The sequence below is a fragment of the Streptomyces sp. NPDC030991 genome, from assembly GCF_055571235.1.
In genome coordinates, this window is sequence record NZ_JBVIFR010000002.1 from 100,871 (window position 1) to 119,447 (window position 18,577).

Genomic DNA, 18,577 nt, shown 5'->3' on the forward strand with positions numbered 1-18,577 from the left:
CCACCGGGCCCGCGGCCGACGTGACGACCCGCTCAGCCCAGGTGCACGGACCAGTCCTGCTCGGCGCCAGGCTTACCGTGCAGATCCGGCACCCGCTTGAGCCAGGCGGGCCGCCCCCGCCGCGTCGCCGCCGCCCGCCGCGCATCCACCGCGGCCAGTACGTCGCGGCTCGGAAAATCGGTGGGCAGCCACGCCGCGGACGCGCGGGCGCGGGCCAGGAGATAGGTGACGTAGACGTCCCTGAGGTCGTCCGGCGTCGCGAAGCCCGGCTCGCCGGTGAGCCACGCGTCCGGGACGAGAGCGACGACCTCGCGCAGCAGCTCCTCGGTGACCTTCGGCGCCAGTTCGGCGTCGGCCGCGCGGGTGTCGGGGCCGTAGCCGCCCAGCGCGTGGTGCCGGAAGTCGTACGCCTTGTCGGGCGTCGCCCCCTCCCAGCGGTGGTGGAAGACGAGCGCGGCGCCGTGGTCGATGAGCCAGAGCCGCGGCGGGGCCGTGCCGAACGTGGGCCACACCATCAGGTTCGAACTGTGCACGGTGCGGTCGACGTTGACGGTGAGCGCGTCGAGCCAGACGATCCGGCCGGCCTCCAGCGGGTCCACCGGGAAGACCTCGGCGACCTCGGGGGTGAAGTCGGCGGCGCCCGGCAGGAAGTCCATGCCGAGGTTGAGCCCCGCGCTCGCCCGCAGCAGGTCCTGGACCTCCTGGTGCGGCTCGTCGGCGGCGATCGCCGGATCGAAGTGAGCGAGGACCAGCTCCGGGAAGCGCAGTCCGAGCCGACGGGCCAGCTCCCCGACGACGATCTCGGCGACCAGCGCCTTGACGCCCTGCGCGGACGCGGTGAACTTCAGGACGTACGTGCCCAGGTCGTCGGCCTCGACGACACCGGGGACGGAGCCGCCGGACCGCAGAGGCTCGATGTAGCGGGTGGCGGCGACCTCTCTCAGCATGTTCCAAGGTCCTGTCGCGCGTCCATCACAAGTTTCACGGCCACCTCTGAGGTGCTGTGATCCGGACGCGGCCTTCGCCTCCGGTCTCCAGCATGAAGTGAGCATAGTAATCAAGCGTGACAGCCGGAGCGGGACGCCCGCGACTCGGCGCCCGCGCCCCACGGGCTCCGCGTCTTTGCCACGGACTCACTCCGCGCCGCAGTCGCGGGCCGAGCGCTTCCGAGGGGCGGTGGGCACTTCGGCCCCCTTCGGTGTCACGGGTGTGCGGTGCCGGGAAGGACGGTCGTGGAGGGCGGCGAGGACAGCCCCCGCCGACAGGATCACGGCCCCCACCGACTGCGACAGGGTGAAGGACTCGCCCAGAAACACGGTGCCGCACACCGTGTTGACCACCGGAACGGTGAACATCATCAACGACGCCGAGGCCGGTCCCACGGCCCCCACCCCCCGGTAGTACAGCAGGTTCGCGACGGCGGCCGCGCCCAGTGCCAGGTAGACGGCGTTCAGCCAGACGCTCGGCGGCAGCCCTGGCCAGTCGACGTCCGGCAGGTCCGGCGCGGCGAGCACGCCCAGCAGCACGGCTCCCGTGCACGTGGCGTACGCGGTGGCGCGCAGCGGGTCGATGCCGGAGAGCACGCGGGGCCCGGCGAGCGTGAAGGCGGCCCAGCACAACGCGCTCAGGAGGAACAGCGCGTCTCCGGCGAGCCTGGACGGGTACTGCTCACCGGCTTCGCCGACCAGGCGCACTTCACCCGGTGGTTCCAGCGGGTGTACGGCATCACACCCGGCGTCTTCCGGCACGCCTGAGCCCGGCCGCCGCGCGTCACCCGCGTCACCTCTGGCGACAAGTCCCCACCGCTGCGGCCCGGGTGGGGGAGGGCTCCGGACGAGCCCTCGTTTTGGCATGTTCCCATCTTGATCCATAAGATCCGCCGATGATCACTAGACAACGGCTAGGGGCGGGCGCGGGCGCCCTGCTCGCCGCCCTGGCCCTGGGCGGCATCGCGCCCGTCGGCAGCGCGGCGGCCGCCGACGAGCCCGCCGGGGACAAGCCCGCCCCCAAGGTCGAACTCGTCCTGGACGTCAGCGGTTCCATGCGCGCCCGCGACATCGACGGCGACTCCCGGATGGCCGCGGCGAAGCAGGCGTTCAACGAGGTGCTCGATGCGACGCCCGAGGAGGTCCAGCTCGGCATACGCACGCTGGGCGCCGACTACCCGGGCGAGGACCGCAAGACGGGCTGCAAGGACACCGCGCAGCTCTACCCCGTCGGCCCGCTGGACCGCACGGACGCCAAGACGGCCGTCGCGACGCTGAGCCCCACCGGCTGGACGCCGATCGGCCCGGCCCTGCTGAAGGCCGCCGACGACCTGGACACGGGCGAGGAGGGCGGCACCCGCCGCATCGTCCTCATCAGCGACGGCGAGGACACCTGCCAGCCGCTCGACCCGTGCGAGGTGGCCCGCGAGATCGCCGCGAAGGGCATCGGCCTCACCATCGACACGCTGGGCCTGGTGGCCGACGCCAAGACCCGCGCGCAGCTCTCCTGCATCGCCGACGCCACCGGTGGCACGTACACCTCGGTCCGGCACAAGGACGAACTGACGGACAGGGTTGGCCAGTTGGTGGACCGGGCGGCCGATCCGGTGGTCACGCCCGTCGCCGTCGACGGGGCCGCGCAGTGCGCGGACGCGCCCGAGCTGAAGTCCGGCCTCTACACGGACCGGGAGAAGTTCGGCGAGCACCGCTACTACCGGGTCGACGTCGAGCCGGGCAAGGAGCTGCGCGCCTCGGTGAGCGTGGCGGCCGACCGGGCCGTCGACCGTGACTACGGCGTGCTGCTGCGCGCGGTCACGACGCGGGGCCGGGAGATCGTGCGCGGCCAGGAGTCCGGCGACGGGCGCACCGACGTCATCTCGACGGGGCTGCGCTACCCGAAGGCCGAGGAGGACTCGTCGGACGACGAGGAGGCGCAGCCGGAGACGGTCTGCCTCCAGGTCTCGAACTCCTACTCCGCGCCCGCGTCGGTGAAGACCACTCCGGGCCTGCCGGTCGAGCTGGCTGTCGACGTGGTGGACGGCCCCGACGCGGCGTCCGACGTGGCGGCGTTCGGCCTGGGCCACGGCTGGTGGCTGCTGGCCGCGCTGGTCGTGGTCGGTTTCCTCGCGGGTGTGCTGTGGGGCTGGGTCTCGCGCTGGCGAGTCGCCGTATGGAGGACCAACTGATGCGCCGTACAAGGTTGTTCGTGACGGGACTGCTGCTGGGGTTCACGTCCCTCGCGGCGTTCACGGGGAGCGCCGTCGCCGCCGGCGACGACGGCGGGGAGAAGGCGCCGACGGAGGCGGGCACGTCGTTCCGTACGGCCACGCCGATCGCGCAGGAGCAGAAGGCGACGGCTAGCGCGTCCACCGGTGACTACCTGTACTGGTCGTTCCCGGCCGACTCCGGGCAGCGGCCGACGGTACGGGCCACGGTCGACCTGCCCGACGCGCAGGCCAGGCACGGCGCGCAGACCTGGCGGATCGACGTGTACGACGGTCTGCGCCGCCGCCAGTCCTGCATGTACGGGACGCAGGCGCGCACGGTGGCCGCCGACGCGGCGCGCGCCGACCTCGCGTGCACGCTGCGGGCGGTGCGGGCCTGGTCCGAGCCGTGGGCGAACGACCCGCTGCCCGGCACGTACTACGTGCGGCTCACGGTGACCGGGCTCGCCGACAGCGATCTCGGGCTGCCGGTGTCGGCGTCGGTCGAGGCGGCCTCGAAGGACATGGGCGGCGCGGCCGCGGTGGACGGTTCGCTGTCGACCCCGCTGGTCCCCGGCTCGACCGGGACCGCCGACGACCATGACTGGGCCTCCGGCTGGTGGACCAGCCGCTGGCTCTGGACCGGCGCGGGCGCGGTGCTCGCGGCGCTCGCCGGGATCGGCGGGTACACCCTGACACGGGGTTCGGGCCCCCCCGGGCGGGTGCCACCGACGGCCTGACGTCACCGGGTGCGCCCCCGTCCCTCGGAAACAACGACGGCGGCGCACCCGCGACGGACGTCGACGCCGCCAGGAGCGCGGGGGCCCGCGCAATCGGCCCCGCCTGCCCCCTCAGGGACGCGGGCGGGGAACCGCGCGACCGGCGGCACAGCGCCCACAGAGCGGCCTCAGCCCCTCAAAGGGCGCGGCCACGACGGCACCGCACCCGAGAACGCCGGCTCAACCCGCGAGGGACTCGGCCCCCTCCCCCGACCGCCGAGAGCCCAGCGCCGCGGCCAGCGGGCCGTCCCCCTCGGCCTCGGCCCGCCCCGACCGAACCGCCTCGACCAGCCCCATCTCCCCCCGCGCGACCGCGCCCCCCGCCTCCGCGCCGAGCACCATCCGCACATCGGCCTCGCCGCCCTCGTACGGCCCGTCCCCGTACCCGGGCTCATCCCCCACCCGGACCCAGAACCGCCCCTCGTCGAGCCGGACTTCGGCCACCCCGCGCTCCCCGAGACCGGTCAGCTCGCGCAGCACCGGCAGCGCCAGCCAGTGCGCCCGCACCGCGTCCGTGGGCCGGCGCTCGCCCAGCTCGGCCGCGCCCCACTCCCCCAGCGCCACCAGCACGGGGAGCAACTGCCGCCCGCGGTCGGTGAGTTCGTACACGTACACCGAGGCGGGGGCGGCGAGCCTGCGCCGCGTGGCGAGTCCGTCGCGCTCCATGTCCTTCAACCGGGTGGCCAGCATGTCCGTGCTGACACCGGGCAGGTCGGCGTGCAGATCGGTGTAGCGGCGCGGACCCGCGAGGAGCTCCCTGACGATCAGGAGCGTCCAACGGTCGCCGACGGCGTCGAGGGCGCGGGCGGCGGCGCAGTACTGGTCGTAGCTTCGGCGTGGCATGACTCGCAGTCTATGCAACTTGTTGGACTTTCCAAGCTCAAGCTTGGTAAAACCAAGTAAGTCACCGAAGCAACACCAGTGACCCCGGTACGCACAGACACCTGGTCCGCCTGGAGGGCACGCGCATGGAGTTCCGGCAGTCGAGCAAGCTCAGCGAGGTCTGCTACGAGATCCGCGGCCCGGTGATCGCGCACGCCAACGCGCTGGAGGAGGCGGGCCACAGCGTGCTGCGCCTGAACACCGGCAACCCGGCGCTGTTCGGCTTCGAGGCGCCCGAGGAGATCGTCCAGGACATGATCCGGATGCTCCCGCAGGCGCACGGCTACACCGACTCGCGCGGCATCCTCTCGGCCCGGCGCGCCGTCGCCCAGCGCTATCAGGCGCTCGGCCTCGATGTCGGCGTCGACGACGTCTTCCTCGGCAACGGCGTCTCCGAGCTGGTGACCATGGCCGTCCAGGCGCTCCTCGAAGACGGTGACGAAGTCCTCGTCCCCGCCCCCGACTTCCCCCTGTGGACCGCGGTCACCACGCTCTCCGGCGGCAAGGCCGTGCACTACCTCTGCGACGAACAGTCGGACTGGTACCCGGACCTGGACGACATGGCGGCCAAGATCACCGACCGCACCAAGGCCGTCGTCATCATCAACCCGAACAACCCCACCGGCGCCGTCTACCCGAAGGAGATCGTCGAGGGCATCCTCGACCTCGCCCGCCGGCACGGCCTGATGGTCTTCGCCGACGAGATCTACGACCAGATCCTGTACGACGACGCGGTCCACCACAGCGCCGCCGCCCTCGCCCCCGACCTCGTCGTCCTCACCTTCTGCGGCCTCTCCAAGACGTACCGCGTCGCGGGTTTCCGCTCCGGCTGGCTGGTCGTCACGGGCCCGCGGCAGCACGCCAAGAGTTACCTGGAGGGGCTGACGATGCTCGCCTCCATGCGGCTGTGCCCGAACGCGCCCGCGCAGTACGCCATCCAGGCCGCACTCGGCGGCCGCCAGTCGATTCGCGAACTGACCAGGCCCGGCGGCCGGTTGCACGAACAGCGCGACAAGGCGTGGGAGAAGCTGAACGAGATCCCCGGCGTCAGCTGCGTCAAACCGAAGGGCGCCCTGTACGCCTTCCCCCGGCTCGACCCGAAGGTCCACAAGATCGTGGACGACGAGAAGTTCGTCCTGGACCTGCTGCTGCGCGAGAAGATCCAGGTGGTCCAGGGCACCGGCTTCAACTGGCCACGGCCCGACCACTTCCGCATCCTCACCCTCCCGTACGCTGATGATCTCGACGCCGCCATCAGCCGCATCGGCCGCTTCCTGAGCGGCTACCGCCAGTGACGCGGCGCTCGCCGGACCGACGGGAGAGTCAGTGACGCCCTGCACCACCTGCGGGTACCCGAGCCACACCCAGTACGCCTCGCCCGACCTGGTCGGCGCGATCGTCTCGGGTGAGTTCGACCGGGCGCGGGACCCCGCGTGGCGGGAGTCCGGGGCGAGCACGGTGGAGGACTACGCGCGCTGGTGCGGGCACCTGTGCGGGGCGACCTGCCTGCGCATGGCGCTCGGCGCCGGGGCACCCTCCCTCTTCGAACTCCGCGACGGCGCCCTGAAGTTCGGCGCGTACACCGTGGACGCCGACGGCGAGATCCACGGGATGATCTACGCCCCCGCCGCCGCGTACCTCCACGAGGCGCACGGCGTCGAGGCGCGGGTGCACCGCGAGCTGACGACGGACGGGATCGGCGAGCTGCTCGACGCCGGCCGCCTCGTCATCGCCTCCGTCCACTACGCGATCCGCCGCCCCCACGAACCCTCCCCCGGCCGCGGCGGCCACCTCGTCCTGGTCACCTCCCGCACGCCGGACGGTACGGGCTTCCACTTCCACAACCCGTCGGGCACGGACCCGGCGACGCGTACGGCGGAGCTGCCTGCGGAGCGGTTCGGGGAGTACTTCGCGGGGCGGGGCATGTCGCTGGCGGCGAAGGCGTAGCCTGCCCGTTCCTCCACCCGGTCCTCGTACGGCACATCGCACCTGTGAGGAGTACGCAACGTTGGACGCGGCACTGATAGCGGTCCTCGGCACCCTGCTGGGCTCGGTCGTCACGCACTACTTCCAGAGCCGCGCGACGGTGCGCGGCGCGGAACTGGCCCGCGCCGAACAGCTCCGCCAGGAACGCATCGCCGCCTACAGCGGGTTCACCGGCGCCCTTCTCGACTACCGGCGCGGCCAGAACGACCGCTGGTTCCGCGCCAAGGAACACCCCGGCGCGCCCGACGCGGAGGCGGCGCGCTTCGCCTCGTACGAGGCCCGCATCGCGGCGCGCCAGGCGCTGACCCGGGTCCAACTGGTCTGTGACGTACCGAGGTTGCGGCAACTGGCCGAGACCGCCTTCGAGTTGGCGAACTGCCTGCACGAGGCCGCCGACGAACAGGACCGCGACCAGCGCTCGCGGCGCTGCAAGGACGCGCTCTCCGCGTTCGTGGAGGCGGCGGCGCCGAGCGTGCAGTAGGCGCCTGCGGAAGGCGGGTGCGGACCGCGGGTGGAGAAGGCGGCTTCAGAAAGCGGCTTCAGAAAGCGGGGAAGGCCGCGCCGGACGGGTGGAACGGTTCGCGTGTGCCGCGGAAGGCGAGGGAGGCCGCCGCCACCGCGCCGGGGGTCAGTTCCTCGACCCGGCCCGCCGCCGCGAGGGCCGACAGGGTGGGGCCGCCGAGGTAGGCCGCGCCCAGCTCGGCGACGGTCAGGCGCAGGTCGGGGCGGTCCCGGGTGCGTTCGCACAGGGCGGTGCCGGCGTCGGCGGTGAGCCGGTGGCGGCCCGCGTTCCACGGGCAGAAGGTGTCCTCGACCTCGATGACGAGGTCCACGGGCGCGGTGTAGCGCCGGGCGGCGAGGGCCCGGCCGACGTCGACCAGGCGCACCCACAGGTTGTCGGTGACGGTGGCGCGTACGGCCCGCGGGTCGAGCAGCAGGTGCAGCAGCGGCTCGTCGACGGCCACGTCGCAGGTGAGGTGGTCGTGGGCGTCGAGTTCGATGAGGTACCGCCACAGGGCGGCATGGGAGTGGCGGCTGGTGGTGGCGACTTCCACGACCTGCGCGGTACTGCCCTTGGACCGGTAGAGGACGTAACCGGTGGTGTCGCCGCCGGCTTCGGTGTGCAGCGCGTAGCGCAGCTCGGTCGCGCCGTCGCGGATGTGCTCGGCGTCGTAGAGCCGGGCGTCCCAGTACTTCTCGGCCCGGTCGACCCAGCCGGGCGTCTGCCGGCGAGCGGTGTCGTGGACCTTCTCGAGCAGCGGGCGTGCCTCGTCACGGGTCTTCAGGCGGATGGTGCCGTCACCGAGGTCGACATCGGGGCGCAGCGCCATGTGCCGCTTGTCGCCGCGGAGTTCGGAGCGGTGGGAGGCGATGCCGTACCCGAAGCGGCCGTAGATGGTGGCCTGGGCGGCGTTGAGGGCCGCGACCGGTTCGCCGCCCGACTCGTGCAGCTCGGTGAGCTGCTTGCGCATCATCGCGGTGAGGATGCCGCGCCGCCGGTGGGTGGGCAGGACCGCGACGAGCGCGATGCCCGCGACGGGTGTGAAGGCGCCGGGGACCGTCAGGGTGCGGCCGTAGACCGTCGCGCCGCCGACGATGTCCCGGCCGTCGAGGGCGACGATCGTGCGCGCCGGATCGTGCACGGAGCGGGCGTTGCGCAGGGCGCCCTCGCGCCAGTCCTGGCCGTACGTCGTCGTGGCCATCCGGGCCCATGCCTCGAACTCGTGGGCCTCGATGGTGCGCAGGGGGTGGGGTGTGGTCATGGGGAGAGTCTGGCCGGGTGAACACCCGTGCCGCATCCCGCGACTTGGGTATTTTCGTGACGGCGCCCTCGCTCACCCGCGAGGGCTGACGGGTGAGGGGGCTCAGCTCCCGTCCAGCAAGGAGACCAGGGCCGACACGGCGTCGGGGGCCGGCTCTCCCCTGGGCCACCAGTCGTCGCGGCCCGGGTCGGACTCGTAGCCGTACCACAACCCGTCGCGGCCGAGGCGGAGTTGGACGGACGCCGTCGACAGGTGGTTGCGGCGGGGGCGGAACTCCGGGTGGCCCGTGGCGAGAAGGGCGGGGCGGGCGCGGTCGAAGGGGCCGGCCGGCGGGTCCCACTCCTCCTCCAGGACGGACAGTCCGGCGAGCCCGCCCTGGCGCCAGGCGGCGACCGCGCGGGCGAGGTCGGCGGGGGTGCGGCCGGTACCGCGGGAGAGCGAGGCGTACAGCGCGCGGGTGGCCGCGGTGAGGCCCGAGCCGGGGTGGGCGGCGGCCAGGCGGACGGCGTCCTGCCAGGGGGTGAGGCCGGCCAGCGGGTCGGCACCGGTGGTCAGCAGGGTGTGCGCGCGGACGCCGGCCTCCGTGGCCAGCAGGTCGAGGGCGAGCGGATCGGGGGCATCGGGGGCCTGCGGATAGGACGGCGGGCGCTCGGGGTGCGGCGGGGCGGGGAACTCCGGGGGCAGCGACGGCAGTTGCCCCGCGCGGGCGAGCGCCTCCCGTGCGGGGGCCGAGTCGAGGGACGGCGCCTCGGCCGGGCGCAGCTCCCGCGCCGTGTGGACGGCGTTGCGCCGCGTGAGGTCGGCGAGCAGCTCCTGCTCGCCGCGGCCGCGCAGCAGGAACAGGACGAAGGGGTCCTCGTCGACGAGACGGGCCGTCTGGTAGCAGAGGGCCGCCGCGTGCTTGCAGGGCTCGGCGCGGTCCGGGCAGCTGCACGCGGGGACCAGGTCGTCGACCGCGGGGAGCAGGTCGACGGCGGCGGCGAGCGCGTGCGGTACGTCCTTGTCGAGCAGGGACGCCATGTGGTCGGGGCGGGCCGCGGCCGTCTCCACGAAGCGCGTCCACTCGTCGTCCGACAGGGTGCGCAGGCGCAGTTCGGCCCGGTAGGGGCGGGGCCGGGAGCCGTGCACGTAGGCGACGACGCGGCCCGGGGTGACGGTGATCGCGTCGACGTGACCGCGGTCGGCGTAGGCACGGCCGCGCGCGAGGCGGGCCGGGTCGAGGGCGGTGTCCTCCAGGGCGTCCACCCACGCGTTCCCCCACCAGGTCAGGGCGGATCCGTCGCCCGGCCGGGCGCGGGGCGGCACCGGCGGGAACGTGCGGCGGGTGTCCGTGTGCCGGGCCTGCGCCTGCTCGGCGGTGCGGGCCCGGCCGGGGATGTGCGCGGCGTGCCCTCCGCCGGTCGCGGGGCTCATGCCGACCCCCTGCGCAGCGCGACCAGGTCGGTCAGCTCCCGGTCGGTCAGTTCGGTGAGCGCCGCCTCGCCGGCGCCGAGCACCGCGTCGGCCAGCGCCCGCTTGGCCGTGAGCAGTTCGGCGATCCTGTCCTCGACGGTCCCCTCGGTGATGAGGCGGTGCACCTGGACGGGCTGGGTCTGTCCGATGCGGTACGCGCGGTCGGTGGCCTGCTCCTCGACCGCCGGGTTCCACCAGCGGTCGAAGTGGACGACGTGGCCCGCGCGCGTGAGGTTGAGCCCGGTGCCCGCGGCCTTCAGCGACAGCAGGAACACGGGGGCCTCGCCGGCCTGGAAGCGGTCCACCATGCGCTCGCGCTCGGCGACGGGGGTGCCGCCGTGCAGCAGCTGTGTGGGGATGGACCGGGTGGCCAGGTGGGTGGCGAGGAGCTTGGCCATCGACACGTACTGGGTGAAGACGAGGACCGAGTTCTCCTCGGCGACGATCGTGTCCAGCAGCTCGTCGAGGAGCGCGAGCTTGCCGGAGCGGCCCGCGAGACGGGCGCGCCCGCCGTCGCCCTCGCCCTCCTTCAGGTACTGCGCCGGGTGGTTGCAGATCTGCTTGAGGGAGGTGAGCAGCTTCATGACGAGGCCGCGGCGGCCGATGCCCTCGGCGGCCTCGATGTTCGCCATGGACTCGCGCACCACGGCCTCGTACAGCGACGCCTGTTCCCTGGTGAGGGGCGCCGGGTGGTCCGTCTCGGTCTTGGGCGGCAGCTCGGGCACGATGCCCGGGTCGGACTTCTTGCGGCGCAGGATGAAGGGGCGTACGAGGCGGGAGAGGCGCTCGATCGCCTCGGGGTTGACTCCGCCCTGGCCCTGGAGGGGGACCTCGCCCTCGACCGTGCGCGCGTGCAGGGCGCGGAACGTCTTCAGCGGGCCGAGGAGACCGGGCGTCGTCCAGTCGAGCAGCGCCCACAGCTCGGACAGGTTGTTCTCGACGGGGGTGCCGGTGAGGGCCACCCGCGCGGGGGCGTCGATCAGGCGCAGGGCCTTCGCCGTGGCCGAGTTCGGGTTCTTCACGTGCTGTGCCTCGTCCGCGACGACCATGCCCCAGGTGTGGCCCGCGAGTTCCCCGGCGCGGGTGCGCAGGGTGCCGTACGTGGTGAGGACGAACCCGCCGTCGAGCCCGGTCAGGGTCCGCTCGGCGCCGTGGAAGCGGCGCACGGGCACGCCGGGGGCGAACCTCGTGATCTCCCGCTGCCAGTTGCCCAGCAGGGAGGCGGGGCAGACGACCAGGGTGGGCGCCGGCCGGTCCCTGCGCAGGTGCAGGGCGATGAGCGTGACCGTCTTGCCGAGGCCCATGTCGTCGGCGAGGCAGCCGCCGAGGCCGAGCGAGGTCATGAGGTCGAGCCAGGCCAGGCCGCGCAGCTGGTAGTCGCGGAGGGTCGCGTGCAGGCCCGCGGGCTGCTCGACGGCGTCGATGCCCCGGGTGAGCCGGTCGCGGAGCTCGGCGAGGCGGCCGGTGGGCACGGCCGCGACACGCTCCCCGTCGACGTCGGCCTCGCCGGTCAGCGCGACGGCGAGCGCGTCGACGGGCTGGAGGAGGCCCAGCTCCCGCTTGCGCGCCTTGCGGACGAGGTCGGGGTCGACGACCACCCACTGGTCGCGCAGCCGGACCACGGCGCGGTGCGACTCGGCGAGCCGGTCCATCTCGCTCTCGGTGAGCGGGTCGCCGTCGAGCGCCAGCTGCCAGTTGAACGCGAGCAGTTCGTCGCTGTCGAAGAAGGCCGTACCGTCGGTGGCCGAACCCGGCGCGGTCTGCGCGCGCACCACGGCCGTCGCGGTGAGCGAGCGGGCCAGCTCGCGCGGCCAGTGCACCGTGACCCCGGCCCTGGCGAGGCGGGCCGCCCCGGGTCCGAGCAGATCGATCAGCTCGCTCTCGGCGAGCGCGAGCACGTCCGGCACGTCCTGCTCCAGGAGCCGGCCGAGCGGCGGCCAGACGGCGACGGCGCGCCGCACGGCGAGGATGGCGTCGATGCGGGCGCGGGGCCCGAAGTGGTCGCCCTCGACGTCGCCGGCCCACAGGTGCGCCGCGTCCACCACGCGCGTGGGGTCGGCGAGGCTGTGCACCTGGACGACGGCGGCTCCGGCGCGGCGGGCCGCCGGCTCGTCGGGCGCCGCGGGCTCTTCCGCCGCGTCGAACAGCAGCTGCTGGGAGAGGTCGAGCCGCAGCGACACCCGGACCCCCGCGTCGAGTCCGGCCGCCGCCTCGACGGCCCAGGGGCGTGCGTGCGGGATGTGCTGCGCGGCCGCCGCGGCGAACGGGGCGCCCGCCGCGTGCGCCGCCGCCGGGGTACGCGGCAGCGCGTCGGCGACCGCGTCGACGAAGGCGCGGACCAGGGCCTCGGGGTCGGGCAGCCGGAGGGGGCGGCGTCCGGGCACCGGCGTCGCGTAGCCCTCCGGGGGCAGGGCGGCGGCGATGCCCTGGAGCTGCGCGACGTCGTCCGCGTCCAACGGACCCGCTCGCCACGCGTCGTGGTCGGAGGCGGTGAGCCCGGGCAGCAGCCGGCCGCGCGCCACCAGATGCAGGGCGTGCGCGGCGGCGGCGCCCCAGGCGGCCGAGGCGGGGTGCGCGCCCCTGGTGCGGCGGGCCCGGACGAGCAGCGGCAGCGCGTCGACGACCGGCAGCACGAGCGCGGGTACCTCGCGGCTGCGCACCCCCGAGCCGTGCGCGCGGACGACCGTGATCAGCTCGGTGGCGCCGGGGGGACCCGCTCCGTCCGGCGACCAGAACGCGATTCTCCCCTCGCGCGGCAGGGCGGCGGGCAGGAAGACGGCGGCGGCGCCGAGGGCGACGCCGGGCAGCTCCGGCACGACCACGTCACCTCCCCTCTCCGCTCGGCCGGCTCACGCCGACGGACTCACACCTGTGGACCTGTCCCGGTGGGCTCTCCCGTCACTGGACCTCTAGACCTTACGGGCCGGGTCCGACAATCCCTGATCCGCGGGCTGCCGCACGGGTCCCGTCCGCCGCCGGGCGGGCCCGTGATCTTCGTGCGGGGGCGCAGGTGTACGGTTCGTTCGATAATGTCCCTGTCTCGTACCGACCCCAGAACAGGCGTGAACCGTGGGTGATCTGCTCCTCGTCCGGCACGGTGAGACCGAGTGGGCGCTGACCGGTCAGCACACCGGCCTCACTGACATCCCGCTCACCGAGAACGGCCGCGAAGAGGCACGCAGAGTCGCGCCGCTCGTCAACAGCTACCACGTAGGGGCCGTCTTCGTGAGCCCCCTGGGCCGGGCCCGCGAGACCGCCGAACTGGCCGGCCTGCACCGTTTCACCGTCGACCCGGACCTGAAGGAATGGGACTACGGCGCCTACGAGGGCGTGACGACCCGCGAGATCCAGCGCACCCGCCCCGACTGGTACCTGTTCGACGACGGGGTGCCGCCCGGGCCGCCCGAGCACCCGGGCGAGACCCCGGAGCAGGTGGGCGAGCGGGCCGACCGGATGCTCTCCAAGGTCGACGCGGCGCTCGCCAACAACGAGGGCAGCGTGGTGCTGGTCTCGCACAGTCACTTCCTGCGGGTCCTGACCGCACGGCGCCTGGGCCTGCCGCCTTCGGGCGGTTCGCACTTCCTGCTCGCGACCGGCACGGTGAGCCGGCTGAGCACGGAACACGGCCGGCCGGTGGTCTCGGGCTGGAACCTGCGGCCGCCGAGCAGCTGACCGAGGGGCCGGGGCGCGTGGGTCCGTCCGGCCGCCGGAACCCGGGCGGCAGCGTCGATGTCAGTGCCGTCGTGCACCATCGTCGGCAGGAGGTGCGCCATGACCAGACCGCCGACCGCCGCGCAGCGGCACATCATCGAGGCCGCCGACCCGCGGACGGGCCGGATCAGCGGGAGCGCGGCCCAGCTGACGCGGCTCGTCGTGCTGAACCTGGCGTTCCGGCATCCGCGCCCGCCGCACGACCACTTCCTCACCCCCGCCGGGCACCGGCTCCGCGAGGCCGGGGACGAGCCCGACGGGTCCGCGCCCCCGTCGGCGGCGCCCTCGACCGCCACGCCCTCGATCGCCACGCCCCGGCCGGCCGGGTCCGACGGCGTGTTCACGGCGCGGCTCGGCGGTGAGGCGGACATCGTCGCGTCCCCGGCCCGGGCGCGCGACGTGCGGACGGCCTGGCAGGGGCTCATGGAGATACGCCGGATGACCACCGCCGACGGCTCCACGGACCGGCCCTGCGCCTGGGAGCGCAGCCGCCTGGCGCACGCGGCGGCGCTCGCCCTGGAGACGGCGGAGTGCCTCCCGGCGAGCGGTTCGGCGCCGGGGTACCGGGTGACCGACACCCCGCAGCCCGAGGCCGTCGCGGTGCACCACCCGGAGCCGGCCGCCCTCGCGGCCTGCGCGGCGGCGCTCCAGCGGGCCGGATGGCAGGTGAGCGAGCACGCGGCGCCGCGCGGCGGCGGCCGGTACCTTCTGGCGTCGCCGAGACGGGCTTAACAAGACGAGCGTCACGCCGCGTCGGGAGCACCCGGCCGTACTGCCGAACCCTCGGACGTCGTACCGTCGAGTCTCCGAATCGTCGAGCCGCCGAATCATCGAGCCGCCGCACCATCCGCCTGTCGAGAGGAACGTCGTGGCAGAGCCGTTTTCCGTCCGGATCGAGGTCCGCGGGTACGAGACCGACTCGCAGGGGCACCTCAACCAGGCGGTGTATCTGCAGTACGCCGAGCACGCGCGCTGGTCGATCCTGCGCCGCGGCGGCATCCGGCAGAGCAGTCTGCTGGAGCGCGGGGTCGGCCCCGTCGCCCTGGAGACGAACATCCGCTATCTGCGGGAGCTGCGCGCGGGTGACGAGGTGGATGTCGACTGCGTCTTCGAGTGGGGCGAGGGCAAGACGTTCCGCATCCGCCAGACGGTGCGCAGGAGCGACGGCATCGTGTCGGCCGAAGTGGTCTCGGTGGGCGGCCTGTTGGACCTCACCGAGCGCAAGCTCGTCAAGGACCCGAGAGAGGTCTTCAAGGCGCTGGCGACGGACCCGGGCGTCTTCGGCCTGTGACCCGTGCGCCCAGGTGCGCCCTGGTGAGCGGGGCGCCGCCCACTGCTCGAACGTGCGCGGCGGCCGTCCGAGCGCCCGCTCGACATCGCCGGTGACGTCCGGTCCGGGCGCTGAGCCGCCGGTGCGGCCTGTCCGTCTACCGTCCGACCCGCGCCCGCCCCGGCCCGGTGGGGGCCCCGGCGCACCCGCCGTTCACGTGGCCCGCCCCGGACCGTCCGCGCGGCGTCACGTCCCGCGCGGCCAGGACGGGTATGCACTCAGCATGTCCCTGGCTCGCCGCACGTTCCTGACCGCGCTCACCGGATCGGCCCTGGTGTCGTGCGCGGACGCCTCCGCCGGCCCGGAGGACGCAGTGCCCCGCTCCCCGCACGCCGCGGCTGCCGCCGCGCGTCGGCTGCTCGGCCATCACGCGCACCAGCTGGTGTTCCGGCCGCTGCCGGGTGCGCAGGACAGCTTCCGCGTGGACGGGCGACTCGGCCGCATCCGGATCGCGGGCACCTCGCCCGCCGTCCAGCTCGCCGGTCTGCGCCACTACTTGAAGCACGTGGTGCACGCCAACATCTCCTGGACGGGCGAGCAGCTCCACCTCCCCCTCCTGCTGCCCGCCCCGCCGGACCCGCTCACCGGCCGCGCGAACGTCCCGCACCGCTTCGCCCTCAACGACACCAACGACGGTTACACGGGCGCGTACCACGACTGGTCGTACTGGGAGCGGGAGCTGGACGTGCTCGCCCTGCACGGCTTCAACGAGGTGCTCGTGTACGTCGGCGCGGACGCGCTGTACCACCGGGTGCTGACCGGGTTCGGGTACGGCGACCGTGAGCTGCGGGAGTGGATCCCCTCCCCCGCCCATCAGCCGTGGTGGCTGCTGCAGAACATGGCGGGCCCCGCGGGCGGCCCCGTGTCGGCCGGGCTGCTCGCGGAGCGGGCCCGGCTGGGACGCCGGATCGCCGACCGCGTACGGGAGTTGGGGATGAGGCCGGTGCTGCCCGGCTACTACGGCACGGTGCCGCCCGGGTTCGCGGACCGCAACCCCGGCGCACACGTGGTGACGCAGGGCGACTGGTACGGGTACCGGCGGCCGGACTGGCTGGATCCGCGCGGCCCGCACTTCGCGCGCGTGGCGGCCGCGTTCTACCGCACGCAGAAAGCGATGTTCGGCCCGGCGGAACTGTTCAAGATGGATCTTCTGCACGAGGGCGGCAAGCCCGGTGACGTGCCGGTCGCCGACGCGGCGCGGGGGGTGGAGAAGGCCCTGCGCGCGGCGCATCCCCAGGCGCTCTGGGTGATCCTGGGCTGGCGCCACAACCCGCCGAAGACGATCGTGAACGCCGTCGACAAGGAGCGGATGCTCGTCGTCGACGGCATCTCCGACCACTACCCGACGGTGACGGACCGTGACGCGGACTGGGACGGCACCCCCTACGCGTTCGGCTCCATCTGGAACTTCGGCGGCCACACGGCGCTCGGTGCCAACACCCGCGACTGGGCGGAGCTCTACGACCGGTGGCGGACGCGTCCGGGTGGCGCCCTGCGCGGCACGGCGCTGCTGCCCGAGGCCGCGGACAACAACCCGGCGGCGTTCGAGCTGTTCTCCGAACTGGCCTGGCGCGAGGGAGAGTTGGATCTTCCGCGCTGGTTCGAGGAGTGGTCGGTCGCGCGGTACGGCGGGCACGACCGCGAGGCCGTCGCGGCCTGGGACGTGCTGCGGCGCACCGCGTACGGCACGACGCGCGCCGACGGCTGGGGCGAGGGCGCGGACGGCCTGTTCGGGGCGCGCCCCTCCCTCGCGGCCAGGTCCGCCGCGTCATGGTCGCCGAAACAACTGCGGTACGACGCGGCCGAGTTCGAGAAGGCGCTCGATCATCTGCTGGCCGTACATCCCGCGCTGCGGCGCTCGTCGGCGTACCGTACCGACCTCCTCGACGTGGCCCGCCAGGCCCTCTCGAACCGCAGCCGCGCCCTGCTCCCCCGGATCAAGGATGTGTACGAGTCCGGGGACGCGGCCGGTCTGGAGCGGCTGAGCCGTGACTGGCTCGGCCTGATGGACCTCCTGGAGCGGCTGCTCGCCACCGACGCCCGGCACCTGCTGGGGCGCTGGGTGGCGGACGCGCGGGCCTGGGGCGCCGACGACGCGGAGCGCGAGCGTCTCGCGCTCGACCAGTTGTCCCTGGTCACGACGTGGGGAACGCGCGCGGGGGCCGATGCGGGGCTGCGCGACTACGCCAACCGGGAGTGGGCCGGCCTCGTCGGCGGCCTCTATCGCACGCGGTGGGCGACGTACTTCGCGGCGCTGCGCACGGCGCTCGACGAGCGGCGCCCACCTCGTCCGGTCGACTGGTTCGCCCTTGAGGACGCCTGGATCCGCGACCCCGGCGCACTGCGCACCCGTCCGACCGGGAACACGTACAAAATCGCTGTTCAGGTGCGCGAACACCTCCGTCGGGCCTGAGAGATCCCGCCCGCCGGGCCGCAGCTCCCTTTCGACAAAGCCGTCTTGACGGGTATACGTCATCTTCAATCTCTGATAGGAAACCTTCCTAACGGTCGATGGAACGACGAACTTCCGCTAGGAGGACCCGTGTTCACCCCCCACACGCACACGTCCCGTCGCACACTTCTCACCTTCCTCGGTGCCACCGTCGTGGCGGCTCCCCTGCTCTCCACCCGGCTCGCCGGCGCCACCCCCGCCCCGTCGGGCGCCGACGGGCTCGACGACCCGGCGAAGAAGGAGATCGCCATGAAGCTGGTGTCGAGCGCCGAGAACTCCTCGCTCGACTGGAAGGCCCAGTACGGGTACATCGAGGACATAGACGACGGCCGCGGCTACACCGCCGGCATCATCGGTTTCTGCTCGGGCACCGGTGACATGCTCGACCTCGTCGAGCTCTACACCGCCCGCAAACCCGGCAACGTCCTCGCGAAGTACCTGCCCGCGCTGCGCGAGGTCGACGGCAGCGACTCGCACGACGGGCTCGACCCGAACTTCCCCCGCGACTGGGCGAGGGCGGCCCAGGACTCCGCCTTCCAGCAGGCGCAGAACGACGAGCGCGACCGGGTCTACTTCAATCCGTCGGTCGGCCAGGGCAAGGCCGACGGCGTGGGCACGCTCGGCCAGTTCACGTACTACGACGCGATCGTGATGCACGGCGACGGCTCCGACCCGACCAGCTTCCGTAGCATCCGCAAGCGCGCCCTCGGCAAGGCGAAGCCGCCCGCGCAGGGCGGCTCCGAGGTGACGTGGCTGCACGCGTTCCTCGACGCGCGGGTGTGGGCCATGCGGCAGGAGGAGGCGCACAGCGACACCAGCCGCGTCGACACGGCCCAGCGCGTCTTCCTCAACCAGGGCAACCTGAACCTGGACCCGCCGCTGGACTGGAAGGTCTACGGGGAGAGCTTCCACATCGGGTGACGACCCGGCCCCGGGGGGGGGGGGGGGGGGGGGGGGGGGGGGGGGGGGGGGGGGGGTGGTGTTGGTTTTTTGTTTTTGTCTCCCGGTGCCCTCTCTCTGAGGGGTGGTCTT

The 18,577-nt window shown here is 73.6% G+C and carries 16 protein-coding genes; 10 read left to right on the plus strand and 6 right to left on the minus strand.

Translation table 11 applies throughout. The features are described from left to right. Positions 1 to 32: 32 nt before the first annotated feature. Together ACZ45E_RS04080 and ACZ45E_RS04085 are read right to left on the minus strand one after the other, a co-directional pair. Positions 33 to 947, minus strand: a complete 915-nt coding sequence (locus tag ACZ45E_RS04080; protein ID WP_468216251.1) for a HipA family kinase — start codon at positions 945 to 947, stop codon at positions 33 to 35. A gap of 186 nt (positions 948 to 1,133) precedes the next feature. Next, positions 1,134 to 1,694 (minus strand): DMT family transporter, encoded by a 561-nt coding sequence (locus ACZ45E_RS04085; protein WP_468216253.1) that lies wholly within the window; start codon positions 1,692 to 1,694, stop codon positions 1,134 to 1,136. Between the two features lie 188 nt (positions 1,695 to 1,882). Between ACZ45E_RS04085 and ACZ45E_RS04090 the strand changes: the two genes are divergently transcribed. Both ACZ45E_RS04090 and ACZ45E_RS04095 read left to right on the plus strand, forming a co-directional pair. Further along, positions 1,883 to 3,172, plus strand: coding sequence for a VWA domain-containing protein (locus ACZ45E_RS04090; protein WP_468216255.1), 1,290 nt, complete (start codon positions 1,883 to 1,885; stop codon positions 3,170 to 3,172). Continuing rightward, entirely contained in the window at positions 3,172 to 3,930 is a 759-nt protein-coding gene (locus ACZ45E_RS04095; protein ID WP_468216258.1) for a hypothetical protein, read from the plus strand. The genes ACZ45E_RS04090 and ACZ45E_RS04095 overlap by 1 nt, the downstream gene beginning before the upstream one ends. 219 nt (positions 3,931 to 4,149) lie before the next feature. Here ACZ45E_RS04095 and ACZ45E_RS04100 read toward each other — a convergent pair whose 3' ends face one another. Next, positions 4,150 to 4,812, minus strand: coding sequence for a winged helix-turn-helix transcriptional regulator (locus tag ACZ45E_RS04100; RefSeq protein WP_468216260.1), 663 nt, complete (start codon positions 4,810 to 4,812; stop codon positions 4,150 to 4,152). A 125-nt stretch (positions 4,813 to 4,937) separates the two neighbouring features. Between ACZ45E_RS04100 and ACZ45E_RS04105 the strand changes: the two genes are divergently transcribed. The 3 genes from ACZ45E_RS04105 to ACZ45E_RS04115 all read left to right on the plus strand — a co-directional run bounded on the left by ACZ45E_RS04105 (position 4,938) and on the right by ACZ45E_RS04115 (position 7,318). Continuing rightward, a complete protein-coding gene (locus ACZ45E_RS04105; protein ID WP_468216263.1) occupies positions 4,938 to 6,146 on the plus strand; it encodes a pyridoxal phosphate-dependent aminotransferase in 1,209 nt (402 codons plus the stop codon). 31 nt (positions 6,147 to 6,177) lie between these two features. Beyond that, positions 6,178 to 6,798: a cysteine peptidase family C39 domain-containing protein gene (locus ACZ45E_RS04110; RefSeq protein ID WP_468216265.1), complete on the plus strand. Its 621-nt coding sequence runs from the start codon at positions 6,178 to 6,180 to the stop codon at positions 6,796 to 6,798. A gap of 61 nt (positions 6,799 to 6,859) precedes the next feature. Continuing rightward, a complete protein-coding gene (locus tag ACZ45E_RS04115) occupies positions 6,860 to 7,318 on the plus strand; it encodes a hypothetical protein (protein ID WP_468216267.1) in 459 nt (152 codons plus the stop codon). A gap of 58 nt (positions 7,319 to 7,376) precedes the next feature. On the opposite strand, the gene ACZ45E_RS04120 is transcribed toward ACZ45E_RS04115, so the two are convergent. The 3 genes from ACZ45E_RS04120 to ACZ45E_RS04130 form a co-directional block, all read right to left on the minus strand. Beyond that, the gene (locus ACZ45E_RS04120; RefSeq protein WP_468216269.1) at positions 7,377 to 8,600 is read right to left on the minus strand and encodes a GNAT family N-acetyltransferase; all 1,224 of its coding nucleotides are present in this window, start codon (positions 8,598 to 8,600) and stop codon (positions 7,377 to 7,379) included. Positions 8,601 to 8,702: 102 nt separating this feature from the next. After that, positions 8,703 to 10,013 (minus strand): SWIM zinc finger family protein, encoded by a 1,311-nt coding sequence (locus tag ACZ45E_RS04125; protein ID WP_468216272.1) that lies wholly within the window; start codon positions 10,011 to 10,013, stop codon positions 8,703 to 8,705. Further along, on the minus strand, positions 10,010 to 12,874 hold the full coding sequence (locus tag ACZ45E_RS04130; protein ID WP_468216275.1) for a DEAD/DEAH box helicase: 2,865 nt from the start codon (positions 12,872 to 12,874) through the stop codon (positions 10,010 to 10,012). Before ACZ45E_RS04130 ends, ACZ45E_RS04125 begins: the two co-directional genes overlap by 4 nt. Before the next feature lie 247 nt (positions 12,875 to 13,121). Between ACZ45E_RS04130 and ACZ45E_RS04135 the strand changes: the two genes are divergently transcribed. The 5 genes from ACZ45E_RS04135 (at position 13,122) to ACZ45E_RS04155 (ending at position 18,466) form a co-directional block, all read left to right on the plus strand. Next, on the plus strand, positions 13,122 to 13,724 hold the full coding sequence (locus tag ACZ45E_RS04135; RefSeq protein ID WP_468216278.1) for a histidine phosphatase family protein: 603 nt from the start codon (positions 13,122 to 13,124) through the stop codon (positions 13,722 to 13,724). A gap of 99 nt (positions 13,725 to 13,823) precedes the next feature. After that, a complete protein-coding gene (locus ACZ45E_RS04140) occupies positions 13,824 to 14,495 on the plus strand; it encodes a hypothetical protein (protein WP_468216280.1) in 672 nt (223 codons plus the stop codon). Between the two features lie 136 nt (positions 14,496 to 14,631). After that, positions 14,632 to 15,054 (plus strand): acyl-CoA thioesterase, encoded by a 423-nt coding sequence (locus ACZ45E_RS04145; protein ID WP_468216282.1) that lies wholly within the window; start codon positions 14,632 to 14,634, stop codon positions 15,052 to 15,054. Between the two features lie 262 nt (positions 15,055 to 15,316). After that, a complete protein-coding gene (locus ACZ45E_RS04150; protein ID WP_468216285.1) occupies positions 15,317 to 17,506 on the plus strand; it encodes an alpha-N-acetylglucosaminidase in 2,190 nt (729 codons plus the stop codon). 129 nt (positions 17,507 to 17,635) lie between these two features. Continuing rightward, on the plus strand, positions 17,636 to 18,466 hold the full coding sequence (locus ACZ45E_RS04155) for a chitosanase (protein WP_468216287.1): 831 nt from the start codon (positions 17,636 to 17,638) through the stop codon (positions 18,464 to 18,466). Positions 18,467 to 18,577 lie beyond the last annotated feature (111 nt).